At 76.4% G+C, this 25,404-nt stretch carries 19 protein-coding genes; 5 read left to right on the forward strand and 14 right to left on the reverse strand.

Annotated features, from left to right (window positions below; translation table 11 throughout):
* The first annotated feature begins 7 nt into the window (after positions 1-7).
* Positions 8-478 (forward strand): cyanase, encoded by a 471-nt coding sequence (cynS, locus tag ACQKM2_RS04260; RefSeq protein WP_427706391.1) that lies wholly within the window; start codon positions 8-10, stop codon positions 476-478.
* 31 nt (positions 479-509) lie between these two features.
* Here cynS and ACQKM2_RS04265 read toward each other — a convergent pair whose 3' ends face one another.
* Positions 510-1,763, reverse strand: a complete 1,254-nt coding sequence (locus ACQKM2_RS04265) for an amidohydrolase (RefSeq protein ID WP_427706393.1) — start codon at positions 1,761-1,763, stop codon at positions 510-512.
* A gap of 151 nt (positions 1,764-1,914) precedes the next feature.
* Here ACQKM2_RS04265 and ACQKM2_RS04270 point away from each other — a divergent pair, with 151 nt between their 5' ends.
* Positions 1,915-2,088, forward strand: coding sequence for a thiazolylpeptide-type bacteriocin (locus tag ACQKM2_RS04270; protein ID WP_007268044.1), 174 nt, complete (start codon positions 1,915-1,917; stop codon positions 2,086-2,088).
* 125 nt (positions 2,089-2,213) lie between these two features.
* On the opposite strand, the gene ACQKM2_RS04275 is transcribed toward ACQKM2_RS04270, so the two are convergent.
* The 11 genes from ACQKM2_RS04275 to ACQKM2_RS04325 form a co-directional block, all read right to left on the reverse strand.
* On the reverse strand, positions 2,214-4,187 hold the full coding sequence (locus ACQKM2_RS04275; protein ID WP_427706396.1) for a TOMM precursor leader peptide-binding protein: 1,974 nt from the start codon (positions 4,185-4,187) through the stop codon (positions 2,214-2,216).
* A complete protein-coding gene (locus ACQKM2_RS04280; RefSeq protein WP_427706398.1) occupies positions 4,184-4,939 on the reverse strand; it encodes an ABC transporter permease in 756 nt (251 codons plus the stop codon). The genes ACQKM2_RS04275 and ACQKM2_RS04280 overlap by 4 nt, the downstream gene beginning before the upstream one ends.
* The gene (locus ACQKM2_RS04285; protein WP_427706400.1) at positions 4,936-5,922 is read right to left on the reverse strand and encodes an ABC transporter ATP-binding protein; all 987 of its coding nucleotides are present in this window, start codon (positions 5,920-5,922) and stop codon (positions 4,936-4,938) included. The genes ACQKM2_RS04280 and ACQKM2_RS04285 overlap by 4 nt, the downstream gene beginning before the upstream one ends.
* Before the next feature lie 49 nt (positions 5,923-5,971).
* Entirely contained in the window at positions 5,972-7,060 is a 1,089-nt protein-coding gene (locus ACQKM2_RS04290) for a peptidase M50 (protein ID WP_427706783.1), read from the reverse strand.
* A gap of 14 nt (positions 7,061-7,074) precedes the next feature.
* Positions 7,075-8,133 (reverse strand): lantibiotic dehydratase C-terminal domain-containing protein, encoded by a 1,059-nt coding sequence (locus tag ACQKM2_RS04295; protein WP_427706403.1) that lies wholly within the window; start codon positions 8,131-8,133, stop codon positions 7,075-7,077.
* Positions 8,121-10,895: a lantibiotic dehydratase gene (locus tag ACQKM2_RS04300; RefSeq protein ID WP_427706405.1), complete on the reverse strand. Its 2,775-nt coding sequence runs from the start codon at positions 10,893-10,895 to the stop codon at positions 8,121-8,123. Before ACQKM2_RS04300 ends, ACQKM2_RS04295 begins: the two co-directional genes overlap by 13 nt.
* A gap of 30 nt (positions 10,896-10,925) precedes the next feature.
* Positions 10,926-12,476, reverse strand: coding sequence for a SagB family peptide dehydrogenase (locus ACQKM2_RS04305; RefSeq protein ID WP_427706407.1), 1,551 nt, complete (start codon positions 12,474-12,476; stop codon positions 10,926-10,928).
* A 27-nt stretch (positions 12,477-12,503) separates the two neighbouring features.
* A complete protein-coding gene (locus tag ACQKM2_RS04310) occupies positions 12,504-14,414 on the reverse strand; it encodes a TOMM precursor leader peptide-binding protein (RefSeq protein ID WP_427706409.1) in 1,911 nt (636 codons plus the stop codon).
* Positions 14,404-16,596, reverse strand: coding sequence for a TOMM precursor leader peptide-binding protein (locus tag ACQKM2_RS04315; RefSeq protein WP_427706412.1), 2,193 nt, complete (start codon positions 16,594-16,596; stop codon positions 14,404-14,406). Before ACQKM2_RS04315 ends, ACQKM2_RS04310 begins: the two co-directional genes overlap by 11 nt.
* Positions 16,597-16,671: 75 nt before the next feature.
* On the reverse strand, positions 16,672-18,414 hold the full coding sequence (locus ACQKM2_RS04320) for a BTAD domain-containing putative transcriptional regulator (RefSeq protein ID WP_427706414.1): 1,743 nt from the start codon (positions 18,412-18,414) through the stop codon (positions 16,672-16,674).
* Positions 18,415-18,843: 429 nt separating this feature from the next.
* Positions 18,844-19,464: an L-threonylcarbamoyladenylate synthase gene (locus ACQKM2_RS04325; RefSeq protein WP_427706416.1), complete on the reverse strand. Its 621-nt coding sequence runs from the start codon at positions 19,462-19,464 to the stop codon at positions 18,844-18,846.
* Positions 19,465-19,641: 177 nt separating this feature from the next.
* On the opposite strand from ACQKM2_RS04325, the gene ACQKM2_RS04330 reads away from it, so the two are divergent.
* The 3 genes from ACQKM2_RS04330 to ACQKM2_RS04340 are packed head-to-tail and all read left to right on the forward strand — an operon-like array spanning position 19,642 to position 23,582.
* Positions 19,642-21,057 carry an Ig-like domain-containing protein gene (locus ACQKM2_RS04330; protein ID WP_427706419.1) on the forward strand — a complete coding sequence of 472 codons (1,416 nt, stop codon included), beginning with the start codon at positions 19,642-19,644 and terminating at the stop codon, positions 21,055-21,057.
* 3 nt (positions 21,058-21,060) lie between these two features.
* Complete coding sequence (locus tag ACQKM2_RS04335) at positions 21,061-22,401, forward strand: MFS transporter (protein ID WP_427706421.1); 1,341 nt, start codon at positions 21,061-21,063, stop codon at positions 22,399-22,401.
* The gene (locus ACQKM2_RS04340; protein WP_427706423.1) at positions 22,398-23,582 is read left to right on the forward strand and encodes an anhydro-N-acetylmuramic acid kinase; all 1,185 of its coding nucleotides are present in this window, start codon (positions 22,398-22,400) and stop codon (positions 23,580-23,582) included. Before ACQKM2_RS04335 ends, ACQKM2_RS04340 begins: the two co-directional genes overlap by 4 nt.
* On the opposite strand, the gene ACQKM2_RS04345 is transcribed toward ACQKM2_RS04340, so the two are convergent.
* Positions 23,500-24,153, reverse strand: coding sequence for a hypothetical protein (locus ACQKM2_RS04345; protein WP_427706425.1), 654 nt, complete (start codon positions 24,151-24,153; stop codon positions 23,500-23,502). The two genes, ACQKM2_RS04340 and ACQKM2_RS04345, sit on opposite strands and share 83 nt — an antisense overlap.
* Before the next feature lie 5 nt (positions 24,154-24,158).
* A complete protein-coding gene (locus ACQKM2_RS04350; RefSeq protein ID WP_427706427.1) occupies positions 24,159-25,367 on the reverse strand; it encodes a hypothetical protein in 1,209 nt (402 codons plus the stop codon).
* Positions 25,368-25,404 lie beyond the last annotated feature (37 nt).

Here is a 25,404-nt window from a genome sequence, read left to right on the forward strand (position 1 = left end):
ACTCCCCGTGACCCACGCCCAGTTCGCCCCCGCCGTCCGCGAGCGGATCGCCGCCGACGCCGTCGAGGCCAAGACCCGCAAGAACCTCACCTGGCAGCAGATCGCCGACGTCACCGGCCTCTCCGTGGCCTTCGTCACCGCCGCCGTCCTCGGCCAGCACCCGCTGCCCGAGCCCGCGGCGAAGGCCGTCGCCGAACTCCTCGGCCTGGACGAGGACGCCGCGATGTGGCTGCAGACCATCCCCACCCGCGGCACCGGGACCGGCACGCCGCCCACCGACCCGACCGTCTACCGCTTCCACGAGATGCTCCAGGTCTACGGCACCACCCTCAAGGCCCTCGTCCACGAGCAGTTCGGCGACGGCATCATCAGCGCCATCAACTTCAGGCTCGACGTCAAGAAGGTCGCCGACCCCGACGGCGGCGAGCGCGCCGTCATCACCCTCGACGGCAAGTACCTCCCGACCAGGCCCTTCTGAGTCATCGTCAACAGACAGCGGGCGCTGAGTACTAGGCCAGGCAGGCCAGGGCCGCCGACGTCAGCGCCTCCACCCCGGCCGGGAGGGCCGTGCGGACGTCCGGGGCGAAGTCCGGGGCGTGGTTGGCGGGGAGGCCCGCCAGCTTCGCCGCCGCGCCCTCCCCGGGCGCCGCCGCCCAGGCGGCCGGCCCGATCACCCCCAGCATCCAGTACGCCAGCCGCACCCCCCGCGCCCCGTGCAGGGACCGCCCCGCGTCGCCGAACAGCCCGAAGTCCTCCGTGGCCAGCGACGGCGGCCACATCGCCACCCGCTCCGCCCCCAGCCGCGCCGTGTGCGCCGCCCGCACCGCGGCCGTCGTGGCCGGATCGGGGTGCGTGACGGGCGACGAGCCCTCGCGGACGATCTCCGGCTCCCGGGGACAGCCCGAGGCGGCGCACTCGGCGCGCACGATCCGCTCGACCGCCTCCGCCGCCCGGGCGAGCGCCGCCTCCCCGGCCGCCCGTACGGTGATGCCCAGCTCCGCCCGGTCGGGGACCACGTTGGGCCGCTCGCCGGCCCGCAGCGAGCCCACCGTCACCGCCACCTGCTCCGACGGCGCCGCCTCCCGGGCCACCACCGTCTGCAGCCGCGTCACCACGTGGGCCGCCGTCACCACCGGGTCCACCGTCAGGTGCGGGGCGCCCGCGTGCCCGCCGCGCCCGTGCACGACGACCCGGAAGGTCACGCTCCCGGCGGTCATCGGCCCGTACCCGTGGGCGACCATCCCGGCGGGCAGCGGGGCGGCGTGCTGCGCGAGCACCGCGTCCGGGCGGCCGACGCGCTCGTACAGCCCGTCGGCGAGCATCGCCCGCGCCCCCTCCAGGGTCTCCTCCGCCGGCTGGCCCACCACCACCAGCGTGCCCCGCCAGGCCCCGGCGGCGGCCCCCGCCAGCAGCGAGGCGGTGCCGGCGGCCGCCGCCAGGTGCAGGTCGTGCCCGCACGCGTGCGCCGCCGGGCCCTCGCTCGCGTACGGCAGCCCCGTCGCCTCCCGCACCGGCAGCGCGTCCAGCTCGGCGCGCAGCACCACCGTCGGCCCCTCACCCCGGCGCAGCACCCCGGCCACCCCGTGCCCGCCGATCCCGCGCGCCGTCTCGTACCCGGCGGACTCCAGCCAGTCCGCGAACCGGGCGGCGGTCCGCTCCTCCTCGCCCGACAGCTCGGGGTGGCGGTGCAGGTCCAGGTACAGCGTCGTCAACGGCCGCAGCAGCGGCGGGAGTCCGGGGAGCCCGGGCGCGGAGGCGGTCATGGCGACCATGCTCGGCCACCGGCCCCGGACGGGACTGTCAGGGCGCTGACACTTTCTGTCAGAGGAGTGTCAGGAGATGAACAGGTGACGTGAAGGCGGCGCGGGTTCTCCTGGAAGGGCCCCACAGGGAAACCAACCGAAGGAGAGTCCCATGGAGAAGTCGCCGCTCGCCTCGCTCGCCGACGAGATCCTGGAGCTGGAGTCGGAGACCTTCGAGATCTCGGACTACTCGGACGCCAGCGAGGTCGTGCTCGCCGGCTCCACGAGCTGCAGCTCCACCTCGACCTGTTCGTCCACCACCAGCACCACCTCCTGCAGCGCCTGACACCCCGGCGCCGCAGCCGAGGACACCGGATGCCCCGGACCCCGCAGGAAGGGGTCCGGGGCATCCGGCGTGGTACGCGGGCGACGGCGCGCCGGGCCCCGTGGCGCCCCCGGGGCCCTGCACGGTCAGGGGAACGGATGCGGCACCAGACGGACCTCCGCGTCCGCCAGCGGGGCGTCGCGCAGCCCCGCCCGCACCGCCGCCGTCCGCAGCCGCGGCATGTACGGGGCCCGCTGGCGCGACCAGCCGAAGTCGATCGGCAGCAGCCCCGGCACGACGGCGCAGACCGTGCTCAGCCCCATCCGGCGCTGCTCCGGCGTGGTCTGGTCGACGACGATCACGTCGTGCCCGGCGTCCGTCAACTCCCGCACGCACAGCAGCAGGTCGTCCCGCAGGTCGCCGGTCCGCGGCCGCCCGCCGGCCTCCCAGCCCGCGTACAGCTCCGCCATCGTCCGCACCCCGAGCGGCTCCCGGTAGCTCCGCGCGTGCGGGGCCATCGCCGGCAGCCCGTACAGCTGCGCGTGGTCCTTCAGGTGCAGCACCTTCCCGAAGTCCCGGCTCATCGCCTCCAGTTCGCCCCGCCGCTCGGCCACCTGCCGGGGCAGGTGCGGGATGTAGGTGAGCACCTCCGACAGCGCCGCCTCCACCGCCGACGCCGGATCCAGCGCCGCGCCCGCGCCGAACGAGTACAGCCCCGGCCCGCCGTCCCGGCGCACCGCCAGCCCCGTCACCACCGGCACCGCCAGGTCGATCCGGTTGTCGAAGGCGTGCACGTCGTACCCCTGCAGGGCCGCCCGGTCCACCATCATCCGCACCGCCGGCCCCGGTACGGAGTCCAGGTCGATCTCCGTCAGCCGCTGCCCGCCGTACCAGGCCAGCAGGAACGCGTCCCGCTCGATCAGCTCCAGCAGCGCCCCGAGCAGCGCCTCCTCCGGGCAGCCGCCGATGGCACAGCCGTTGGAGCACTCGAAGACGAAGTTGTCGGCGGCCAGGCCCGCGCTGTAGTACGCCAGCCGGGCCGGCACCAGCACCGGCCGGTCGTCGCGCAGCGAGTGCCCGTACACCCACGGGATGGGCCGCTCGGGGTCGAAGGGAGACACCAGCGGGTCGTCCCGGTAGGTCTCGGGCGGGTAGAACCCGCACTCCGCCGGGTTCAGGGCCCGGTCGCCCAGCTCCGCGTAGGAGGCGGTGAGCGCCTCGGCGCCGGTGCGCCGGTGGGTGCCCGCGTACCGCTCCAGCCCCTCCAGGAAGGCCAGGTCCCGGCTGGCGGAGAAGCTGTTGGCCTGCCCGCTCCAGGTGACGTCCGTCAGCCCCGCGTAGCCGCGCATGAAGACGCTGCCCGCGACCGGGGCGGTGGTCGGCGAGGTCACGTTGATCCAGGTGCCCCCGCCCAGCACCCCGGTCACCGGATTGGCCAGCGCCTCCCGCGGCACCGGGTACGAGGAGGCCTTCCGCAGCCGCTGCGCGCCCGGGTCCGGCTTGGGCCGCGACGCGGGGGCGAAGGGGGCCGGCGCGGCGGCGGCCCGCGGCCCGCAGTCCGGGCACAGCGGGTCGGCGGCCAGCGGGTACGTGCGCACCTGGAGGGTCTCCAGGTCCAGCCGGGACACCTGCGGCAGCGCCCGGTCGGCGGCGACCGCGCCCGGGGCCCGCGCCTCACCGCCCGCCACGGCGGCGTGCAGCGCCACGACCGCGTCCCGTACGTAGGGCGACAGCCGCGGCCACCGGGCCGAGACGGGGGTTCGCGGCCCGGTCCCGGTCTCCAGCGCGTCCCGTTCGCTCCTGCTGCGCAGCCGCTGCCAGCGCATCGCGAGGCACTGCCCGCAGGCGGGGGCGGAGCCGTCGCCGCCCCAGGGCCCCACCAGCACCGCCTGCGCGCCCAGGTGGACGGTGGCGGCCGGGCGGACCCCGGCGAACGGGTCGCCGCTACGCGGCCCCAGGGCGTCGTGCACCCCGAGCGTGACCACGTACGGCGCGGCCGAGCCAGGGGCGGCGGCAGCGGCCAGGGCCTCCTCCAGCCGGCGGCGGGCCTCCTCCAGCGCGGTGCCGTCGGTGGCCTCGGCCGCGGCCGCCCGTACGGTCTCCGTGGCGGTGCCGGTCATGACTGGTCGCTCCAGCGGAAGGTCTTCAGCCCGATCGCGCCGAACAGGAGGGCGAAGCCGGCCAGGGCCGCGCAGCCGATGCCGATCGCGGCGAGGGAGCCGGAGCCGGTGAGGGCCCCGGAGGCGGCGTCGTTGAGGTAGCGCAGCGGCAGTACCCGCGAGACCGTGCGCAGCCAGGACGGCATCATGTCGAGCGGCAGGAAGGAGCCCGACAGGAACGCCATCGGCACCATCATGCAGTTGGCGATGGCGGCGACGGCCTCGGGCGTCTTCGCGTAGTTCCCGACGATCACCCCGATGGCCATGAAGGCGGTGATGCCGAGGACCAGCGCGGGCAGCACCAGCGGCCACCGCCCGTCCAGTTCGAGCCCGAACCCGGGGAGCATGGCGACCGCGACGAACACCGCCGCCTGCACCACGCCGACCACCAGGGCCAGTACGTAGCGCGAGGCCAGCACCGTCGTCAGCGGCGTCGGGCTGAGCCGGATCAGCCGCAGCAGGTCGTCGCGGCGCCACTGCATCAGCGTGAACGCGATCCCGAACACGGCTGCGTTGGCGACGCCCCAGGACATCACGCCGGGCGCGATGTACGAGATGTACGGGCGGCCGCTCTGCTCCACGTCCTGGCCGCTGAAGATCAGGCCGAAGACGACGAGGAACAGCAGCGGGAAGGCGAAGGTGAAGAACAGGGTGGCCTTGTCACGGACCTGGGCCCGGTAGCCGGCTGCGGTCAGTGCCGTGTAGGCGCTCATGCGCGGGACTCCAGGGTGTGTGCGGGGGAGTCGCCCCCGGCGGGGGAGGCGTCGGCGGCCGTGGCGCGGCCGGTCAGCTCCAGGTAGACGTCCTCCAGGGTGGCCGTACGGGTGATCACCCCGTCGAGCCCGGTGAGCGCGTCGAGGGCCTGGAGCACCTTGCCGGGGACCGAGGTCTCCAGCACCAGCGAGCCGCCCTGCTCGCCGACCCGGTCCACGCCGTCCAGCGCGGCGGCCTCGGCCGGGCCGATCCGCCCCTCGGGGACCAGCAGCCGGGTCCGGGACCCGGCGGAGGTGATCAGCCGGTGCGGGGAGTCCAGCGCGGCGATCCGGCCGCCGACGAGGATGGCCACCCGGTCGCACAGGGCCTCGGCCTCGTCGAGGTGGTGGGTGGTGTAGACGATGGTGCGGCCCTCGCCCTTCAGGGCGCGCAGCACCTGCCACAGGTCGCGGCGGGCCTGCGGGTCCAGCGCGGCGGTCGGCTCGTCGAGGAAGATCAGCTCGGGGTCGTGGACCAGCGCCGAGGCGATGGCGAGCCGCTGCCGCTGGCCCCCGGACAGGTTCTCCACGAGCACGTCGCGCTGCTCGGTCAGCCCGACCAGCGCCAGTGAGCGGTCCGCGGCGGCCGCGTCCTTGCGGTACAGCCCGGCGACGGTGACGAGGTGCTCGCGCGCGGTCTGCCGGACGAAGAACGCCGAGGCCTGGGTCTGCACGCCGATCCGGGGCAGCAGCGCCGTGTTGCGCGGCCAGGGGCTGTGCCCGAGGACCTCGACGGTGCCCGAGTCGGCCCGGCGCAGGCCCTCGACGATCTCGATGAAGGTGGTCTTGCCCGCCCCGTTGGGGCCGAGGAGTCCGAAGAACTCGCCGCGGCGCACGTCGAGGGAGAGCCCGTCCACGGCCTGGCGGTCCCCGTAGCGCTTGCGGACCTCCCAGACGGCGACGGCCACGGGCGCGTCGGGCGGCGGAGTGCGGTCAGTTGTCATGGGCGTGCGGTTCCCTCGGTGTCGGAATCGGGTGGGGACGGAGAAGGGTTCAGGGGCCGGCGGCGAGCACGACGGCGGCCGCCAGGAGCCCGGCCAGGAGCAGGACCAGCACGGCCGAGCCGATCCCGTAGCCGAGGTACAGCCGCCGGGCCCGTACCGGGTAGGCGGCCGCCGCGGCCTTGTCCCGCATCCGCAGCCGCAGGTACGCGGAGCTGGCGGGCGCCAGCCGGGTCACGCGCAGCGCGTGCCCGAGCAGGGTGTAGCCGTCGAGCGGCGGCAGCGGGACGAGGTTGACCAGGGCCTGCGCGCTGCCGAGCAGCAGCAGCGCGCCGAGCACCCGGCGGGTGGGGTCGCCCGCGGGCAGCGCCGCCCACCAGGCGCAGAACGGCAGCAGGAACAGCAGGTTGGCGAAGGCGCCCGCGCCGGCCACGGCCAGCTGGTCGCGGCGGCGCGGCAGGTAGCGGTAGTTGTCGACCCGGCAGTACATGATCACCATCGGCAGCCGCCAGCGCAGCCCGATCTCCCCGACGGTGCCGCCGACGTGCCGGGCGGCTATCCCGTGCGCGAACTCGTGCAGGGCCGTGCTCAGCCACAGCAGCGAGGCCACGGCCAGCAGCGGCGCCGGACGCGTCGCCAGCCACCACAGGTCGGCGAGGAGCGCGCCCGCCGAAGCCGCCAGCCACACCTCCATGGCCAGGAACACCAGCAGCAGCGCCCCCAGCACCGCCGGCCGCAGCACCGGCCGCAGGACGCGGTGCAGCCGGGCCGTCGTGGCGTCGGCGTCCGCGACCAGCCGCAGGGTGCCGCGCAGCAGGGTCCCGGTCCGCTGCGGTCCGGGGCCCTCCTCCGGCTCCGGGGCCGGGCCGCCGGCCAGCAGCCGCCGGGTGCCGAGCAGCCCGAGCAGCTGCTGCCAGTTCCGCTCGCCCAGCCGGCGCCCGAAGGCCCGCCCGTACGCCTCGCCGATCTCCGCCAGGCTGCGCGAGCCGTCGAGCCGCGAGACGAGGAAGTACTCCTTCGGCCCGATCTCGAACGCCGCCCCGGACACCGGGTCCTTGACCAGGTGCACCACGGCCGGGCCGTTCAGCAGCGGCGGCGACAGCAGGACCCCGGCCCGCAGCGCGGGCCGGTGGTCGAGCATCCCGGAGGGCGCGGTCACGGCACGACCGCCCCGGCGCCCTCGGCCGCGCCCTCGCGCAGCACCCGGCCCAGCAGGTGCGAGAGGTAGGCCTCGTCCCGGATCGTCACGTGCAGCCGGTTGTTGGTCATGTGCATGTACGGGGAGAGCAGCAGCGGCAGCGCCGCCGCCGGATCGGTCACCTTCTCGTCCCGGCTCCCGTCCCAGGACCGGAACACCAGCTCCCCGCCCGCCGCCAGCGCCTGCGCGCGGGCGCGCAGCTCCCGGCAGTGCTCCGCCCAGCCGGCCAGGAAGCCCGGCAGCCGGCCCGTCTCCCCGGAGCCCAGTGCCTCCAGCACGGCCTCGAACCGCCGCCCCAGACCCGGGCCGGTCTGCTCGTACGTGCGGTCGTACTCGGTCGAGCCGATGAAGCCGGTGCCCGGGAACGCCCGGTGCCAGAACCGGTAGTAGCTGTCGAGGTAGTTGCCGAGCTCCTCCCGGTCGGGCAGGAACACCCCGGCCATCACCATCATCAGCTGCGCCGAGGTGCCCAGCAGCACCGTCCGCAGGTGCAGGTTCATCGAGCCCAGCGCCTCCATGACGAGGTCGCTGGAGTGCGCGAAGTGCCACTCCGCGAGTTCCACCCCGGCCGGGCCGCCGTACTTGCCGTACTCCGGCTCGTACGGCTCGTACGAGAACGAGTTGTTGGGCCGCAGGTTCATCCGGCCGTCCTCGCCCATGAACGCGGCCCGGTCCCCGTCCGGGAACTCGATGTCGAACAGGGTGTTGTAGAACTCGTTGAGGAAGCCCGAGTCCACCTCGTACAGCGCCGGCCGGGCCTTGAGGAACGCCGACACCGCCTCCTCGGCCCGGCGGCGCACCTCCGGCTCCGCCTCCGGGCCCGCCGGCCGCAGCCGCAGCCGGACGTGGGGGCCCTCCAGCCAGTAGTTGATGAAGAAGTGCCCCGCCAACAGCCCGTCCGCCGTCAGGGAGGCGATCAGCGGCCGCACGCACTGCACCAGCAGCGGCTGCGGGTTGGCGGCGTAGAACACGTGCATGGCCTGCCACGCGCCACGCGTCGGGGTCAGCTCTGACATGCGGGTGCGCCCTCCTCGGTCCGGACGGTCGTGGTGAAGGTCTCGACGGCGAGCTCGGCGACGTGCCCGCCGCGCGCCGAACGGACGTGCAGTCCGCCGGGGTCCGGGAGCATCTCCCGGAAGACGACCCGGCGGTCCCCCTCGCGCAGCAGCGGCTCGAACGCCGCCAGGGACAGCAGGCTGGAGAAGTCCACGTACTGCGGCTTCGCCCCCAGCGCGGACGGGCCCGCCGACACCGTCGCGAACACCCGCTCCGGCAGCCCGTGCGCCCGCCGCCAGCGCTGCCACTCCAGGAAGTCCCGGGCCTCCCGCGCCCCGCGCGCGGGCAGTTCGCCCGCCGTGGCCGTCCAGCTGCGCCGGCTCAGCACCAGGTCCCCGTGCACCACCCGCGGACGCGTCGTCACCCCGGCGTGCGGGACGCCCTCCGGCACCCCCGCCCAGACGTCCAGCGGGGACATCGAGGACGGCGACAGCAGCAGCAGGGTGCGCGGTACGGCGGGCAGCGCCAGCGGCACCAGGTACCCCAGGTAGACCGGGATCACCTCCAGGCCCAGCCGCCGCGACCGCAGCACCACGCGGCCGGTCTCCGGCACGTGCTCCGCGTACAGGTCGTCCAGGCGCAGCAGCCGCTCCTCGGGCAGGGTCCCGCTCTCGCCCGGGCAGACGATCTCGTACTCGGTGAGCCGCCCGTGCAGGTTCAGGTTGGTGGTCACCGCCCCGCCCGTCACCTCCGCGAACACCGCCCCGGGCGGGGTGACGGCGGCGGCCGTCGCGCGCAGCTCGCCGTCCAGCCCGGCCGGCTCCGGGTAGAGGTGCGTGAACCGGCTGAACGGGAAGGAGAGCCCGCCGTACGAGCGGTTGAGGACGGTCAGCTCCGCACCCGTCTCCGGGTCCCGCGCGAGCTGGAGGTGGTGGCAGCGCGGCGCGAAGCCGGGCACCACCGGCTCCAGTTCGGCCGCGACGGCCTCCACGTCCTGCCCGGACAGCCGCAGTTCGCCGCCGCCCGCGCCGCCCTCCTCGTACGCCGCCCAGTGCGCCCGCATCCGGCCGGTGAAGGCCCGCCGCGCCGCGTCCAGCGCCCGGATCCCCGGCAGGCCCAGCCAGTTCTCCTCCGGCACGTACTCGCCGCGCGCGTCGAAGGGGGTGCGGCGCGCCGTGAACGACAGGTACTGGTCGAAGAAGTCCTCGTGGAAGTCGTGCACCAGCCCCAGCAGGTCCTCGCAGCGCCCGCCCGGGCCGTAGCGGGCCGTGAAGAAGCCCTCGAAGGTGATCCGCTGGGCCGCCGTCAGGTCGAAGGCCGGCAGGATCCGCTCGACCGAGCGCAGCGACCCGCCGCCCGCGCCCGGCTCCGCCCAGGCCGGGGGAGCCGCCGCCAGGTCGCGGCCCGCGCTGGTGTCCTCGTACACCAGCGTCTGCGGCAGCGGCGCGTCCGCCGGCGCGCCCAGCTCCTCCTGGGCCCGGCGCAGCGCGGCGCGCAGGGCCGACAGCAGCTCGCGGCGCTCGGCGCGGCCGGCGAGGGGATAGCGCTCCAGCAGCCGGGCGGGCTCCTCCAGGAGCGCGGCCAGCTCGTCGGCCCAGGGCCGCTCCAGGCCGGACAGGGCCCGCTGGAAGGACCGTACGGGGTCCCCGCTGTGCACCTCGGTGTCCAGGCACGGGACCCGGACCATGCCGAGCTGCAGCAGGGCCCCGATGTACGCCTCGCACTCCTCGGGCGTCGCGTCGTGCTCGGCGGCCAGCCAGTCGGCCAGCTCGTGGTGGCGCGGCTCGGGCTCGCCGCCCTCCTCCGCAGCCCGGTCGGCCCGGTCGGCGAAGAGGGCGAGCAGCCGGTCCAGGGTGCCGCTGCGGCGCAGGAAGAACAGCCGGTCCTTGACCGCGTCGAAGGTGACGGCGGCCGTGTCGTCGCCGGCCGTCACCGAGCGCCGCACGTACCGGATCCGGTCGTCCTCCCGGCCCCAGCCCGGGGCCGGGCGCAGCGGCAGGTCCCGGCGCCGCACCGGGTCGGCGAGGACCAGCTCGGCGAGGCGCGCCAGCACCACCACGTTCAGCCGGACGTGACTGCTCCAGGCGTCCTCCACCCGGACGCCGTCCGCCCCCGCCCCCGGGGTGAACCGGCCCGTCGCCACCCCGGTGAAGGTGCTGAAGGGGCTGGTCTTGCAGGCGGTGCGGTAGAGGTACGAGAGCACCGAGCGCTCGGCCTTGCGCGCCCGGCCCCCCGGCTCCCCGCCCCCGGCGGTCGCGGCCAGGTACGCGTCGAGCTGCCCCTCCAGCACCGGCGAGGCCAGCAGCAGCCCGTGCCGCAGCCGGTCGTCCTCCAGCAGGGCGCGCAGCGCGGCCCGGCCCCGGCCCAGATCGGCGGCGAGCAGCGGCTCCCCCTCGGCGAGCAGCTTCTCCAGCTCGCGGGTCCGCTCCAGCCAGAGCGCCAGCCGCTCGCCCGCCTCCTCGCCCAGGCCGGCCACCGCCCGCAGAGCGGCCCCGGCGTCGGCGGGCACGCGCCCGTTGTGGATCCGGCGGCGCAGCCCCAGCAGTTCGCGCCGGAGCGCCGCGCCCGGCCCGCCCGGCTCCGGGTCGGTCGCGCCGACCGCCCGGTGCAGCACCTCGCTCAGCCACTGAGCGTCCGCCCGCAGCGCCTCCTCGGCCGCGAGCACGTCGGCCGCCCAGCGCCCGGTGTCCGCGCAGCGCAGCGCGTCGGCCGCGGCCAGCGGCAGGCCGGCGACGCGCAGCATGAAGCGCTCGCCGGTGTGCCATCCGGTGGTGGATTCCATCCTGTGTCCCCTGCGTCTCTCGTGGCCCGGTCAGGCGATCTCGTGGCGGAAGTCGGCGGGCCGCGGCCGCTCGTGGCCGAGCAGCATGATCAGCAGCGGTGCCTCGTCGGTGTCCGCCAGCCCCAGCCGCTCGGCGTACGAGACGTTGTCGAAGCCCAGCGCCACGCCCGCGCCGAGGCCGTGCGCGGCGGCGGTGGTGTAGAAGGTCTGCGCGATCGCGCCGACGGCCGCCCCCATCAGCCGGTAGCCCCGGTCGCCGACCGCGTCGAGGACGGCGGTGGTCCGCACCGTCGGCACCAGCACGGCGCCCGCCTGCTCCAGGTTGTAGTTGGACAGGAAGTAGTTCGCCTGGAGGAACGGCCCGGGCGGGCCCGGCACCACCAGCCGCAGCGCGTGCTCCGCCGGGTCGTAGGCGTAGCTGCCCGGCTCGATCCCCTCGACGTGGTTGACGAAGGCGTACAGGGAGGTCAGCGGCGGCCCGTCGGGCCGCTCCGCCTCACTGCCGGGCCGGGTCGCCGCGCACTCCGCCAGCGCCGCCGCCAGCTGCTCCGCCGTCACCGCCCGGGTGGCGTCGAACCGGCCGAAGCTGCTGCGCCGGGCCCGCAGCGCGGCCGCCTCCCCCATCGGGGGCGCCGCCGGGGCGGGCAGGGGGACGGGCTCCCCGCCCCGCGGCGGGTACGCGGCGGCCGCGTCGAGCGCGCCGGGCGCCGGACGGTCCCCGGCCCGGCCCAGGGTGGCCCCGTGGATCCGCTCCAGCGTCTCGAAGGCCAGCACGGTGCGGGACCGCTCCGCGTCCCGGTGCCGCACCCCGGCACCCGCCGACGGGGCCCCGGCGGCGGATCCGGCCGCACCGCCCTCCCACTCCAGGGGGAGCACCGCGAAGACGCCCTCCTCCTCCGGGGCCACGCCCAGCAGCCCGGCCAGGCGCTCCTCGTCGAACCAGAGCGCGGGCGCGATCCGCAGCCCGTACGCCCGGGCCCACAGCCGCCAGGTCTGCACCAGCGCGCCCACGTCCATGCTGACCGCGTGGAAGGAGAAGCTGTTGTACTTGAAGGAGTTCTGCCAGTACTTGACGCTCAGCACCAGGTACTGCGAGGAGCCCTCGCCCGGACCGAGCCCCAGCGCCCGGCGCACGTCACCGGTGACGTCGCCGGCCAGCAGCCGGCGCAGCCCGTGCTGGTGCGGGGCGTAGTGGTACAGGCCCGGGGTGAGCGGACCGCCCGCGCCGGCCGCCCAGTACACGCCGACCGGGTAGAGCCCGCCGCCGGAGGCCGTGCCCCGCGACCAGTTGGCCTGCGTGTAGTGGGGGAGCGCCGCCAGGTCGGTGTTGGCCTGAACGCCCAGGCGCCGGCCGGTCAGCCCGTACGACTCCTGGAGCATCCCGGACAGCAGCGGCAGGCTGAACCCCGGCGCGGGGCGCGGCCCGCCGGCCGCCGGATCCGGCAGCGGCAGGGTCTCCGCGCCGGGGTAGTACTTCGCCTTGCGGGGGCGGTCGGCCCAGTCGGGCACGAAGTCGACGGGCTCCATGGGCACCCGGCCCCGGTACAGGATGGCGCTGGCGTAGTCATGGGCGTAGCCCACGGGTCCTCCTCGGTTCGTGCGGCCGGGTCAGGGGAAGGGGTGCGGGGCCGGGTTGAGGTCGGCGGGCTCCAGGTCGCGGTCGCGCAGCCCCGCCTCGCGCAGGGCGGTGCGCATGCGCGGCATGCCCAGGGCGCGCTGCCGCGACCAGCCGAAGTCGATCGGCAGCAGCCCCGGCACCAGAACGCTCACGGTGTGCAGGCCCAGCGCCCGCTGCTCCGGCAGGGTCTGGTCGACCACCACCACGTCGAAGCCCCCGGCGGCGACGGCCTCCACGCACCGCGCCAGGTCCACGGCCACGTCGTCCGACACCCCCTCGGGGCCCAGCAGCGAGGACACCGCCCGCAGCGGGCCCCGCGAGGGCCCGCGCAGCAGGAAGTCCGCGTGGCGGCCCATCTCCGGCACCCCGTACACCAGCGGGTGGTCGTGCAGCGCGGTGACCAGGTCGAAGTCGGCGGCCATCGCGCGCAGCCGCTCCTCGTCCCGCTCGGTGCGCCCGGGCAGGTTCACCGCGTCCGTGGCGATCTCGCACAGCGCCGAGTCCAGCGCCGACTCCGGGTCCAGCCCGGCCCCCGCACCGAAGCACATCCGGCCCGGGCCGCCGTCGAACCGCTCGGCGACCGCCGTCACCACCGGGATCGGGAAGCCGATCCGGGTGTCGAAGAACCGCGCCCGGTACCCGTACAGGGCCAGCCGGTCGACCATCGCCCGCGTCGAGGCCCGGTCGCTCGTGCCCGGGTCGATCTCGGGCAGCGGCTGCCGCCCGTACCAGGTGAGCAGGAACGCGTCCCGCTCGACCACCTCCATCAGCCCGAAGTAGGCGGCCTCGGCCAGACTCCCGCCCGAGGCACAGCCGTTGGAGCTCTCCTGCACGAACCGGTTCTCCAGGCCCGGCGCGTGGTAGTACGTCAGCACCTCCGGCACCAGCCGCGGCTGCCGGTCGCGCAGCGACCAGCCCCACACCCACGGGATCTCCCGGTCCGGGTCGAAGGGCCGCACCCGGGGGTTGTCCCGGTGGAACGCCCCGCTGTACAGGCCCACGACCCGAGGGTCGACGGCCTCGGCGCCGAAGCCGTTCAGCGAGCCGGTGACGCTGGTCGTGCGCGCACGCGAGCGCATCCCCGCGTACCGCTCCAGCCCCTCCAGCACCCCGACGCGGGCGCTGCGGTCGAAGGAGTCGGTGTGCCCGCCCCAGAACGTCTCGCGCAGGTACTCGCCCGACCGCATCGAGAAGCAGCCGATGGTCGCCGAGGTGGACGTCGAGGAGACGTCCTGCACCAGGGAGGGCCCCAGCGCCCCGCACAGCGGGTTCGCGAACGCCGCCACGTCGATGGCGTACGCCTCCACGGGCCGGGTACGGAACGCCCCCGGCCGGTACTTGGGCGCCGGCTCCGGATCCAGCGCCCGGGCCGTGTCCGCCTCGGGCGCCCCGCACACCGGGCACTCCGGATCGGGCACCAGCGGGTAGCGCCGCACGGAGCCGCCGCGCAGGTCCAGCACCCACACCCCGGGGAACACCCCGCCCGCCGCCCCGGCGGCGCCGGAGCCCGCCGAGACCACCAGCGCGGCCAGCGCGTCGGCGGCGAAGGCGTGCGCGTACGGCCAGCCGCCCGCCGCCCGGGTCCCGCCGCCCAGCTCCAGGGCGTCCCGCAGCGCGACCGACCGCACCGCCTGCCAGCGCCGCTCCAGGCACAGCGCGCACCCCGGCCCGTCCCCGGGGAGGGGGCCCACCACGGCCTGGTGCCCGTAGAGGGCGACCGGCACCGCGCCCGCCGGCGCCTCCCGGTCCGCGACGCGGAACGCGTCCCGCAGCCCCAGCGCCCGCACCGCCACCGGCGGCCCGCCCAGCGCGGCCACCGCCCGCTCCAGCAGCCCCGTGAACCGCCCGGCGGCCTCCGGGCCCAGCCCGTCCGCCACCGCGGCGGAGCCGCTACGCGTCATCGCCGGACTCCCGGACCGCCGCCTGGGCGAGCAGCACCCGCACGGTGTGGATCCCCACCCCGGCCAGGTCCGCCGACCCGGTCGGGACCGCGTACGCGTCGAGCCCCGCCCCGGCGAGCCGCTCCAGCACCCGCTCCCAGGACGTGCCGGGCTCCGCCGCCAGGTGCGCGGCCGGCTCCGCGGACACCGCCAGCGCGCGCGGGTCCAGGTCCCGCAGCAGGGGATCGCGGCCCGCGTCGGCGCCGTCCGCCCCGTACTGCGCGGCGCCCAGCAGCTCCCGCAGGGCCGCCACCGCCGCCGTGCGCCGGTCCAGGCCCTCGCCCAGCGCCCACCGCTCCCCGGCGCGCGCCAGCAGCACCTGCACCCCGGAGCGCGGGCCCTCCCCGAGGTCCAGCAGCTCCGGCACCAGCTCCAGCCGGTCCGCCGACCGCAGCAGGAAGGCGAGTTCGGCGTCCTCCCCGTCGCGCTCCGGCAGCGGCACCCGGGCCGCCCGCTCCCCGCGCACCGCCCGCAGCAGCGCGGCGTGCCCGAGCGCCGACAGCAGCCCGGCCGCGGCGGCGTCGGCGGGGGAGGGGCCGGCGCCGGCCCCGGCGCGGGTGCGCTCGAAGAGCCGCTCGGCGTTGTGCGGCCCGAACGGCCGTACCGCGCCCGCCGGGACCAGCGCGGGCTCCTTCGTCAGCAGGGACACCGCGGGCTGGTACCCGGACGCCCCGCCCGGTATCCCGGAGGCCGTCGCCAGCGCCGCCGCGGGGACGGTGCCCGGGGTCCCGTCGCCGCCGGTCACCTCGCGGGCCGGCACCACGTGCTCCGCGTACACCAGCGCCGCCGCGTCCAGGGCCCGCATCCGGGCCCCCGCCACGTGGTGGACGTCGAACGCGGCCACGGTGCGGGTCTCCCCGTGCCCGAGGCCCAGCTCCACCACGCCCGCCTTCAGCGGGATCTGGGTGAGCTCCTCGTCCGCGTACCGGGTGAACACCCCCGCGTACGGGCGCACCACGGCCGAGCGCCGGTTCAGCTCCTCCACCAGCGCGTCGGCCTCCCGGGCGGTCTCCAGCGTCGGCAGTGCGGGCGTGCCCGAGGTGCCGGCGGCGGTGAGGTCCAGGGGGGCGTCCCTGGTCCCGCCGGGCGCGCAGAACGGGCAGCGCGGGTGCGGCAGGAGCGGCTCCGCGGTGACGTCCAGCGAGGCCGTGTCCTGGACGAGGAGCCGTCCGGCGGTCTCGGCGGGCAGCGAACCGGAGGCCGCGCGGAACACCTCGTACCCCAGCAGGTTGCCGATCATCGCGGACAGCGGCCGCCCCGGCACCGGGCCCTCGGCGAGGGGCGCCTCCGGCAGTGCGAGGGCGCTCCACAGCGCGGCCGCCGCCGGGCCGCCGCGCGCCGAGCCCAGCCGCAGGGCCGCGCAGGACCAGCAGCCGGCGGTGCCGTGCGCCATGAGCGGGCCGACCACCGCGTCGTTCCCGTACGACCAGGCGGGCAGCAGGGTGCGCCCCTCGGGGACCCCGGCGCGCAGCAGCGGCAGCAGCCGGGCCGGGGCCGCCGCCCCTCCGGTCACCACGACGAAGTCGTACCCGGCCAGCTCCGGCCAGCCGAGCGGCTGTCCGGGCAGCGTGCGGACCTCCACCGGACAGCCGTCGGCGGCGGCCTCGGCGGCCTCGGCCCGCACTTCCCGCGCGTCGGCGCCCGGCAGCACGCCGACGGTGGCGCAGCCGTTGCGCACCAGGCTCAGCGCGCACCAGCGGGCCACCGCGTCCTCGCCGAGGACGGCGACCCGGGTGCCGCGGAAGCGCAGGAAGCGGGCTTCGGCGTCATCGGCGTAGTGGTCGGCGTAGGCGATCTGCGGCGCGAATCTGCGGGCCACGTCCGGCGGCGGCGCGGCGGCCCGGCCTGCTTCGGCGGGCTCGGCGACGGAACGGGCGAAGTCCCGTTCGTACAGGGTCTTGACGAGTTCGCCGACCATGGCGCGCCGGCTGTCGCCCAGGCCCTGGCACAGCTCGGTGACGGTGTGCTCGCCGGTCAGGTGCGGGACGATCAGGGTGGCGAACCGGTAGGCGGTGCGCGCGGTGAGGCGGAAGCCCCCGTCGGAATTGTGGAACAGCACGCCGTCGGGCGTCTCGGTGAAGAGCACGTCCCGCCGGATCCGGGGGCGTGTCGCGGCGACGTACTGATAGCTGTCCAGGGACATGGAACACCTCTGATTGCGGTCTGGTGGGGACGAAGACGTGAGGTGGGAAATGTCGGGGAGGCGGGAGGGGCCGCCTCAGCGGGGCAGGAGGGCCGCGGCGCCGGACCGGTCCCGGCCCAGCCAGCGCGCGTACCCGCGGAGGAAGGCGTGGATCCGGTAGGGCTCACCGGGTGGTCCGTCCTCCAGCATCCCGGCCTCCACGAGCTGTTCGAGCACGCTCTCTTCCACGGCTGTGGCGGGACCGGAGCCGGGCTCGAGCGAGCCCAGCAGCAGGAACCCCCCGCGCAGTTCGGGCGGGAGCGCGCCGACGGCCCGCCCGAGGACCTCCGGCACGGACAGCCGGGGGTCCTCGGCGAGGGCCAGCCGGCCCGGCGGGTCCGCCGCCAGCCAGGCCGCGCAGTCGGCGACGGACAGCCCCGGCCGGGTCAGCAGCCGCCCGGCGGCGATCCGCAGGGCGAGCGGGAACCACCCGCACACGGCGGCCAGTTCACGCGCGGCCGGCTCCTCGGCGGCGATCCGCTCGGCTCCGACGAGGCCGGCGAGCAGGGCGAGCGCCTCGGCCGGGGAGAGCACGTCGAGCCGGTGCACGAAGCCGCCGTGCGTGGCGACCGCCGCGGCCAGGGCCCGCCGGCTGGTCACCAGTACCGTGGCGCCGCCGGTCTCCGGCAGCAGCGGCAGCACCTGCCCGGCTCCGGCCGCGTTGTCGAGGACCAGCAGCCGCCGGCCGCCGCCGCCCGGTCCGGGCAGCAGCCCGCGGGCCTCCCCGGCGTCCAGGGGGCTCCCGTCGGGCCGGGTCAGGTCGATGGCGGAGACCCCGCCCGGGAAGGCCGCCCGGATCTCGTACGCGCTCTGCCGAGCGAGCGCCGACTTGCCGATCCCGGGCGCTCCCGAGACGACCAGCAGCCGGGGGCCGCGGGGGTCGGTGAGGCGGTCCGCCAGGGCCCGCAGGTCCGCGGCGCGTCCGGCGAATCCGGGCACCGGCGGCGGTCCGGCGGGCCCGGGGGCACGGTCGCGGACGGCGAGGGCGGGGCCGGCCTGCGGCGGGGCCGGCTCGGGGTCCAGGGGGCGGGCGGCCGGGCCGAGTTCCTCGGCCCGCAGGATCGCCAGCTCCAGGCGGCGCAGGCCCGGCCCGGGGTCGACGCCGAGTTCGTCGCGCAGCCGCTCGCGCACGGTGCGGTACTCGGCCAGCGCCTCCGCCTGCCGGCCGGTGCGGTAGAGGGCCTCGACGAGCTGCTCGGTGAAGCGCTCGCGGACGGGCCGGTGGCGGGCCCCCTCGTACAGGTCGACGAGCACCTGATGGCAGTTCCCGGCGGCCAGTTCGAGGTCGCAGACCCGCTCCAGGACCCGCAGCCGCTCCTGTTCGAGGGCCGGCACCGCGTCCCGCTGGAGCATGCCCGAGGCCACGTTCGACAGGGGCTGCCCCTGCCAGAGGGAGAGGGCTTCGCGCAGCCGGTACAGCTCCCCGGGGGTCCCGGCGGCGGCTCGCGCCTCGGCGGTCAGGAACCGGAACAGCGCGAGGTCGAGCGTTTCGGTGTCGTTGTGCATCCGGTAACCGCCCGGCACGGCCTCGATGGTGGTCGCGGATATGCCGTATTTCTCGAATAACCTGCGCAGCCGCAGCACGCAGGTCTGCAGTGCGGCCCGGGCGGTCGCGGGAGGTTCCTCGTCCCATACGGCCCGCAGCAGATAGCCGGTGGAAACCACGGTGCCGGGATGCAGCAGGAGGGCGGCGAGGAGGCTGGTCGGTTTGGATGGTTTGAGAACTACTGTCTCGGGGCCGTGGGCAATACTCAAGGGCCCCAAAAGCTGGAACCGCATTGATGGTCCCCCGTGTCGGGTCACGTGTCGCACATGAGCGTGACGGGGGCGTCATTCCCGCGAGCCGCCGAGAAGGACACGCCTCCGGAAAAGTCCGGACCAGTGCCCGCGGCCGCTCGCCGCCCCCCGTTGGGCGGTGAATAACTGGAACCCTACAGAACGGATCTTGTGAAAGTCGAGTTGGGATGCGGATCAATTCCGGCGAACGCGGCCTTCTTCTCCTCTCCGTCACCCCGGGAATCCGTGGAGTTACCGCCGGTTCGTCAATTCTGTTCACAGCTAAACGAGTTCCGATAAAGGATCGCTTGAGCGCGCGGGGAGGGGGCTTTCCCGGCCGGCTCCCGCATGGCCGGATCGGATGGCGGACTGGCGGATTCCGGATAGTGGTCCGGAACCGGAATCCGCCGTCGCAGGAGGACCGCGGGAGTTCTACTCGAAGCGCGCGGTGTCGCCCGCGCCGCGGCGCAGGATCTCCGCCCCGCCGCCGGAGAAGTCGATGACGGTGGTCGGCCGGGTGCCGCAGTCCCCGCAGTCGACGACGGCGTCCACCACGTGGTCGAGCCGCTCCTTGATCTCCCAGCCCTGGGTGAGCGGCTCGTCCTCGTCCGGCAGCAGCAGCGTGCTGGAGACCAGCGGCTCGCCCAGCTCGGCGAGCAGCGCCTGCGCGACGAGGTGGTCCGGGATCCGGACCCCGACCGTCTTCTTCTTCGGGTGCATCAGCTGGCGCGGCACCTCCGAGGTGGCCTTCAGGATGAAGGTGTAGGCGCCCGGCGTCGCCGCCTTGACGGCCCGGAACACGTCGTTGTCCACGTACACGAACTGCCCCAGCTGGGCGAAGTTCTGGCACACGAGGGTGAAGTGGTGCTTGTCGTCGAGGTTGCGGATCGACCGGATCCGCGCGAGGCCGTCGCGGTTGCCCAGCTGACAGCCCAGCGCGAAACAGGAGTCCGTGGGGTACGCGATGAGCGCGCCGGAGCGGAGGGAGTCCGCCACGCCGGCGAGGGTGCGCCGCTGGGGATTCTCGGGGTGAACGTCGAAGTACTTCGCCATCCGCCGAGCGTACGGCACCGGACTGCCGCACTCCGCAGCTCGCAGGCGGTACTCCGTCCGGGTTCACTTGGGACGCCCGTTCGGACGCAGCGCCGAGTTTATGATCATAGATTCGGCTTCCCGTCCTCTTTGATGCTGCCATCCGGCCGGAGGACAAAGGTGGAGGGCTGTGTGGCGATGTCACGGACGAAGGCGTGGACCGCGGTCACCGCGGTGACGGGGGCCGCCGCCCTGGCCCTGACCCACGCACCCGGCGGCACGGCCGAGGCCGCGCCCCCCGGAGGCGCCCCGGAGGCCGCGGTCACCCTCCTGGTCGGCCACGCCCTGGACGGCGGGGTCCGCGCGGACGACGCCGTGTGGTGCGCCGCCGGAGCCTTCCGCGGCGGCCGCTGCGGCACCTGGCAGGAGCAGCGGGTGCTCGCCACCGCCCGGGGCGGCGCCGTCCTGCGGGACCCGGCCCTCGGCGAAGCGGGCGAACTCCCCACCGACTCCGGCTCCCCGCTGGAGATCGGCCTCGCCCGGGCGGAGGCGGGCCGCCTCACCGACGTCACCGTCACCGACGGGCACGGCCGCCACCTCGCCGGTGAACTCGGCCCGGACGGCGGGCACTGGCGCAACACCGAACCCCTGCGCGCGGGCGAGGGCTACACCGTCCGCGTGGGCGCCCAGGACGGCCGCGGCGCCCCCGTCGGCGTCAGCATGGCCTTCCGCACCGCGCCCCCCGACGCGCCCGCCGACGGGGACAGGATCACCGCCGAGTTCGGCCCCCGCCCCGGTACCTACGGCGCCGGCGAGATCGTCACCGCCGAACTCAGCCACCCCGTCCCCGCCGACGACCCCGAAGCCCGCGCCCGCGTCGAACAGGCCCTCCAGGTCACCTCCCGCCCCCAGGTGGAGGGGGCCTGGCACTGGGTCGACGGCTCGACCCTGCACTTCCGGCCCCGCACCTACTGGCCCGCCCACACCGTCGTCCGCGTCCGCAGCGGCCTCGACGGGGTCGAACTCGGCGAGCACGGCTACGGCGGCCCGTCCGAGCCCCTGGAGTTCACCGTCGCGGACCGCATCGAGGCCGTCACCGACTCCGCCGCCCACGAGATGACCGTACGCCGCAACGGACGCGTCATCAGGACCATCCCCGTCACCACCGGGAAGGCCGGCTTCCTGACCCGCAGCGGCATCAAGGTCGTCCTCGGCAAGGAGGCCAAGGTCCGCATGCGCGGCGACAGCGTCGGCATCAAGAAGGGCACCAAGGAGTTCTACGACCTCCCCGTCCAATACGCGACCCGGGTCACCTGGAGCGGCGAGTACGTCCACGCCGCGCCCTGGTCCGTCGAGTCGCAGGGCGAGGAGAACGTCAGCCACGGCTGCACCGGCATGTCCACCGAGGACGCCGCCTGGTTCTACGAGACCGTCCGCGAGGGCGACATCGTCGAGGTGGTCAACAGCGGCGGCGAGCGGATGGACCCCTTCGGCAACGGCATCGGCGACTGGAACCTGGACTGGCGCACCTGGCTCGCGGGCAGCGCCCTGACCCCGGCCGCCGCCGCGCACCGCACGCCGGACGCCCCCACCCGCCTCGACCCGACGACCTGAGCGGTGTCCCGCCTCGCGCCGCCCCGCCCGGCACGGTCCGCCGCCGGACCGCGCCGGGTGCTGCTCGCGGGCTCCGCCGGCAACTTCACCGAGTGGTACGAGTTCGGCGTCTACGGAGCCTTCGCCACGGTCATCGCCGACCGGTTCTTCACCCCCGCGCAGGCGGCCGGGCAGGGCGGCGCCGGCCCGCTGGTCGCCGCCTACGCCTCCTTCGCGGTGTCCTTCTTCTTCCGGCCCGCCGGAGCCGTCCTCTTCGGCCGCATCGGCGACCGCGCCGGCCGCCGCGCCGCCCTGGTCCTCGTCATCGCCCTGATGACCCTCGCCACCACCCTGATCGGGCTGCTCCCCGACCGGGACGCCATCGGCGTCGCCGCGCCCTGGCTGCTCACCCTGCTCCGCGTACTGCAAGGGCTCTGCCTGGGCGGCGAGTTCGGCGGGGCCGTGGCCCTGATGACGGAATCGGCGCCGCCGGGCCGGCGGGGCCGGCACGGAGCCTGGCAGTCCTTCACCGTCGCCCTGGGCCTGCTCGCCGGCGCGGCCGTCGCCGCCCTCCTGGCCACGCTGCTCACCCCGGCGGCCCTGCACGCCTGGGGCTGGCGCATCCCCTTCCTGCTGGCCCTCCCGCTCGGCCTGGCCGCGTACCGACTGCGCGCGAACCTCCCCGACGACCCGCCACGCCCCCGTCCGGCGCCGCCGCCCGGGCCCCCGCTCACGCCGCCGCCCGCCGACGGGGGACGCGGCCGGAAGGCGAGCGGAACCGCACGGGCCGTCGGGCTCGGGGTCGCGCGGCTCATGGGCTGGTCCGCGGCCGGGTACACCTTCCTCGTGGTGCTGCCCTCCTACCTCCAGGCCACCCTCGGCGCCTCCTTCCGGCAGGCCCTGACCGCGACCGCCCTCGCCAACCTCGGCTTCGCCGCCGCCATCCTGCCCGCCGGGATCCTCAGCGACCGGGTCGGCCGCCGCCCCGTCATGCTCGCCGGCGCCCTCGGCGTCACCCTCCTCGCGCTCCCGCTCCTCCACCTCCTCCAGGACCCCGCGGCCGCCGCCCCCGCCAAGGCCGCCGCCGTCCTCGCCGCGGGCGCCACCGTCGGGCTCCTCGCCGGCCCGGGGCCCGCCATGCTCGCCGAGATGTTCCCCGCCCGGGTGCGCTGCACCGGGCTCGGGCTGGCGTACGCGCTCACCGGCGCCGTGTTCTCCGGCTGCGCGGGCCTCGTCGTCACCGCCCTGACCGCCGCCACCGGCGACCACGACGTCCCCGCCTACTACGCCGCCGGCACCTGCGCCCTCAGCGCCCTCGCCCTGGCCGGGCTGCGCGGCGACGACCACCGCAGGCCCCTGCGATGAGGGTGATCGGCCTGATGTCGGGCACCTCGTACGACGCCGTCGACGCGGCCGCCGCCCGCCTCACCCCGGAGGACGGCGGCGAGACCCTGCGGCTGGTCCCGCTCGGACTGGTCAGCGCCCCCTACGAGGACCGGCTGCGCGACGCCCTCGCGGCGGCCCTGCCGCCCGCGCCCACCACCCTGGCCGACGTCTGCCTCCTCGACACCCGCATCGGACAGGCCTTCGCCGCCCTCGCGGCCCGCGCCGACCGCGAACTGTGCGCCGGCCGAGCCGAACTGATCGCCTCGCACGGCCAGACCGTCTACCACTGGACCGACGCCGGCCAGGTCCACGGCACCCTCCAGCTCGGCCGCCCCGCCTGGATCGCCGAAGCCACCGGCCGCCCCGTCGTCTCGGACTTCCGCCCCCGCGACATCGCCGCCGGCGGCCAGGGCGCCCCGCTCGTCGCCCTCGTCGACCTGATGCTGCTGCGCGGCCGCCCCGGCACCCCCGCCGCCCTCAACATCGGCGGCATCGCCAACCTCACCGCCCTGCCCCCGGCCGGCCGGCCCGTCGCCTTCGACACCGGCCCCGGCAACGCCCTGATGGACGCCGCCGTGCGCGAACTCACCGGCGGCCGCCTCGGATACGACGAGGACGGCGCCCTCGCCGCCGCCGGCCGGGTCCACGAACCGCTCCTGCTGCGCCTGCTGGCCGAGCCCTACTACCGGCTGCCCGCGCCCAAGACCACCGGCAAGGAGCTCTTCCACCACGGCCACCTGCGCGCCGCCCTCGACGGCTGCGCGCCCCTCCCGCCGCAGGACCTCCTCGCCACCCTCGCCCGGCTCACCGCCCGGACCGTCGCCGACGCCCTGCGCCCGCTGCGCGTCACCGAGGTCGTCGCCTCCGGCGGCGGCACCCGCAACCCGGCCCTCATGGCCGTGCTCCGCGAGGAACTGCCCCCGGGCACCGCCCTGCTGGACTCGGCCGCACTGGGACTGCCCGCCGCCGCCAAGGAGGCGTACGCCTTCGCCGTCCTCGGCTACCTCGCCCTGCACGGCCTGCCCGGCAACGCCCCCGGGTGCACCGGGGCCCGGGGGCCCCGGGTGCTCGGCTCCCTCACCCCGGGGCGCGCACCGCTGCGGCTGCCGCCCGTGCCCTCCCGGCCGCCGGTACGGATCGCCGTCGGGCCGCCGCCGTGAGCCCGGCCGCGTCCGCGCCGGGCGCCGGACGCGGGCGCGCGTACCGGGAGCAGACGGCGGTGGTGCCGGGCGGCAGCACCCGCACCCGCGGCCGCGGCCCGTCCGGCAGCAGCGCGAGCAGCGCCGGCAGGGCGGAGGCGAAGCACAACAGGCCCCCGTCCGGCTCCCAGTGGTAGTAGAGCGGGCCGCCGCCCGCCCCGGCGGCGGCCAGTACCAGCACCGGTTCGGTGCGGGCGTCGACCACGGCCGCCGCGTACGCGCCCGCGACGTGCGCCGCGAACCCCGCACCGTCCAGTGCGAACGCGGAGTGCGCCAGCGCCGCGTCGTTGCGGTCGGCGACCGGGAGCCCGCGCACCTCCAGCCGGGTGGCCAGCGCGAGCCGCCCCTCGATGCCGCCGTCGAGGGCCGCGGCGACCCCGCTCCGCTCGAAGACCCGGCCGGACGCCAGCGCCCACCCCTCGCCGCGGCTCAGGCGGATCCCGCCGGAAGGGCCGGTGCGCAGCCCTGCGGCGGCGGCGTGCAACCGGTGCGCCGGGAGGCCGGCGCCGTAGTGGCCGAGGAACGCGTACATGGTGATCACTTCCTTGAGACGGCCCCGCCCGGGGCGGGGAGCCGGCCGTCCCGGCCGCCCGGGACACGGACCCGGGCGCGGTCCGGGTCCCGGTCGGGCACCGGGACCCGCCGGCCGGCGGGCAGGAGTTCGGCGGGCACGGGTTCGGCAGGTACGGGTTCGGCAGGTACGGGTTCGACGGGCACGAGTTCGGCGAGCGCGGCTTCCAGCTCCTCGGCGCGGACCGGAGCGAGCAGGGAGCCGTGATGGGCGTACGGGTCGCCCAGCCCGCGCAGCAGCACCATGCGGGCCTCCTCCCGGCCCCCGGTCACGGCCGCCGCGACCGCGCGCGGGCACACGCCCCCGGGCAGGGTCCGGGCGATCCCGGCGGCGGCCAGCAGCTCGTCGTGGGCCGCCTCGTCGGCGGGGCCCAGCAGACCCCGGCGGCGGGAGACCGCGGCGGCCGCGCGCAGGCCCGGGCCGAGCGCGTCCCCGTACGGCAGGCCCGGCCCGGCGAGGCCCCGCACGGCCCGGGCGACGGGCTCGCCGTAGCGCAGGGCGGCGGCGGGGCCGCGGCCGAGCGGGTCGTGGGAGCAGAGCGCGGCCCTGGCCTCCAGGCAGAGCGAGACGTACGACGCCAGGGTCTGCGGGTCGTACCCGCCGCCGGGCCGCAGCCGGGAGGCCACGCGCCCGGCCGACGCCGGTACGACGGCCAGCACGGTCCGCAGCAGCGGCGCCAGCCCGGCGCGGAGCCGGTGCGGCGGCAGCGTCGCGAGGTGGTCCAGGTCGATCCGGACCAGGGCCGGCGACGCGACGGGGCCGGCGGGTCCCGCCACCGACAGGGCCGTGTCCGTCATGGCCCGCAGCGTCGTGGGCAGCCGGACCAGGGCCGGCCGGGTGCCGTCGGCGCACCGGGCCCGGTCGGCCGCCTCGATCACGCGGCTGCCGCCGAGCGCGACGGCGAGGGCGCCGTCCGGCACCACCAGGGGGCCGTCGCCGTCGGGCCACAGCACCGCGGTGGGCGCGGCCGTGCCCAGCAGGCGCAGCACGCGCGCCGCGTGCTCCCGCGGCAGCCCGGGGTCGGTGACCAGGACGATCCGGCCCGGGGCGAGGTCCCGCAGGAGGTGGGGGAGTCCGTCCGACGGGCCGTCCCCGCAGCGGATCTGCACGGGGACGTGCACCGGGCCGGCGAGCAGGGACCGGTCGATGCCGACGGGGGAGAGGTGTGCGGACATGCCGCCCACGATCCGGGCGCCCGCACCCCGGCGGCAT

It is taken from the genome of Streptomyces sp. NPDC004126 (assembly GCF_050275515.1).
Classification (GTDB): domain Bacteria; phylum Actinomycetota; class Actinomycetes; order Streptomycetales; family Streptomycetaceae; genus Streptomyces.

What these genes read in the sequence shown, in the direction of transcription:
- ACQKM2_RS04265 (WP_427706393.1), bottom strand. Translation starts at nt 1,763, where the DNA reads ATGACCGCCTCCGCGCCCGGGCTCCCCGGACTCCCGCCGCTGCTGCGG.
- ACQKM2_RS04270 (WP_007268044.1), top strand. Translation starts at nt 1,915, where the DNA reads ATGGAGAAGTCGCCGCTCGCCTCGCTCGCCGACGAGATCCTGGAGCTG.
- ACQKM2_RS04275 (WP_427706396.1), bottom strand. Translation starts at nt 4,187, where the DNA reads ATGACCGGCACCGCCACGGAGACCGTACGGGCGGCCGCGGCCGAGGCC.
- ACQKM2_RS04280 (WP_427706398.1), bottom strand. Translation starts at nt 4,939, where the DNA reads ATGAGCGCCTACACGGCACTGACCGCAGCCGGCTACCGGGCCCAGGTC.
- ACQKM2_RS04285 (WP_427706400.1), bottom strand. Translation starts at nt 5,922, where the DNA reads ATGACAACTGACCGCACTCCGCCGCCCGACGCGCCCGTGGCCGTCGCC.
- ACQKM2_RS04290 (WP_427706783.1), bottom strand. Translation starts at nt 7,060, where the DNA reads ATGCTCGACCACCGGCCCGCGCTGCGGGCCGGGGTCCTGCTGTCGCCG.
- ACQKM2_RS04295 (WP_427706403.1), bottom strand. Translation starts at nt 8,133, where the DNA reads ATGTCAGAGCTGACCCCGACGCGTGGCGCGTGGCAGGCCATGCACGTG.
- ACQKM2_RS04300 (WP_427706405.1), bottom strand. Translation starts at nt 10,895, where the DNA reads ATGGAATCCACCACCGGATGGCACACCGGCGAGCGCTTCATGCTGCGC.
- ACQKM2_RS04310 (WP_427706409.1), bottom strand. Translation starts at nt 14,414, where the DNA reads ATGACGCGTAGCGGCTCCGCCGCGGTGGCGGACGGGCTGGGCCCGGAG.
- ACQKM2_RS04315 (WP_427706412.1), bottom strand. Translation starts at nt 16,596, where the DNA reads ATGTCCCTGGACAGCTATCAGTACGTCGCCGCGACACGCCCCCGGATC.
- ACQKM2_RS04320 (WP_427706414.1), bottom strand. Translation starts at nt 18,414, where the DNA reads ATGCGGTTCCAGCTTTTGGGGCCCTTGAGTATTGCCCACGGCCCCGAG.
- ACQKM2_RS04325 (WP_427706416.1), bottom strand. Translation starts at nt 19,464, where the DNA reads ATGGCGAAGTACTTCGACGTTCACCCCGAGAATCCCCAGCGGCGCACC.
- ACQKM2_RS04330 (WP_427706419.1), top strand. Translation starts at nt 19,642, where the DNA reads ATGTCACGGACGAAGGCGTGGACCGCGGTCACCGCGGTGACGGGGGCC.
- ACQKM2_RS04340 (WP_427706423.1), top strand. Translation starts at nt 22,398, where the DNA reads ATGAGGGTGATCGGCCTGATGTCGGGCACCTCGTACGACGCCGTCGAC.
- ACQKM2_RS04345 (WP_427706425.1), bottom strand. Translation starts at nt 24,153, where the DNA reads ATGTACGCGTTCCTCGGCCACTACGGCGCCGGCCTCCCGGCGCACCGG.
- ACQKM2_RS04350 (WP_427706427.1), bottom strand. Translation starts at nt 25,367, where the DNA reads ATGTCCGCACACCTCTCCCCCGTCGGCATCGACCGGTCCCTGCTCGCC.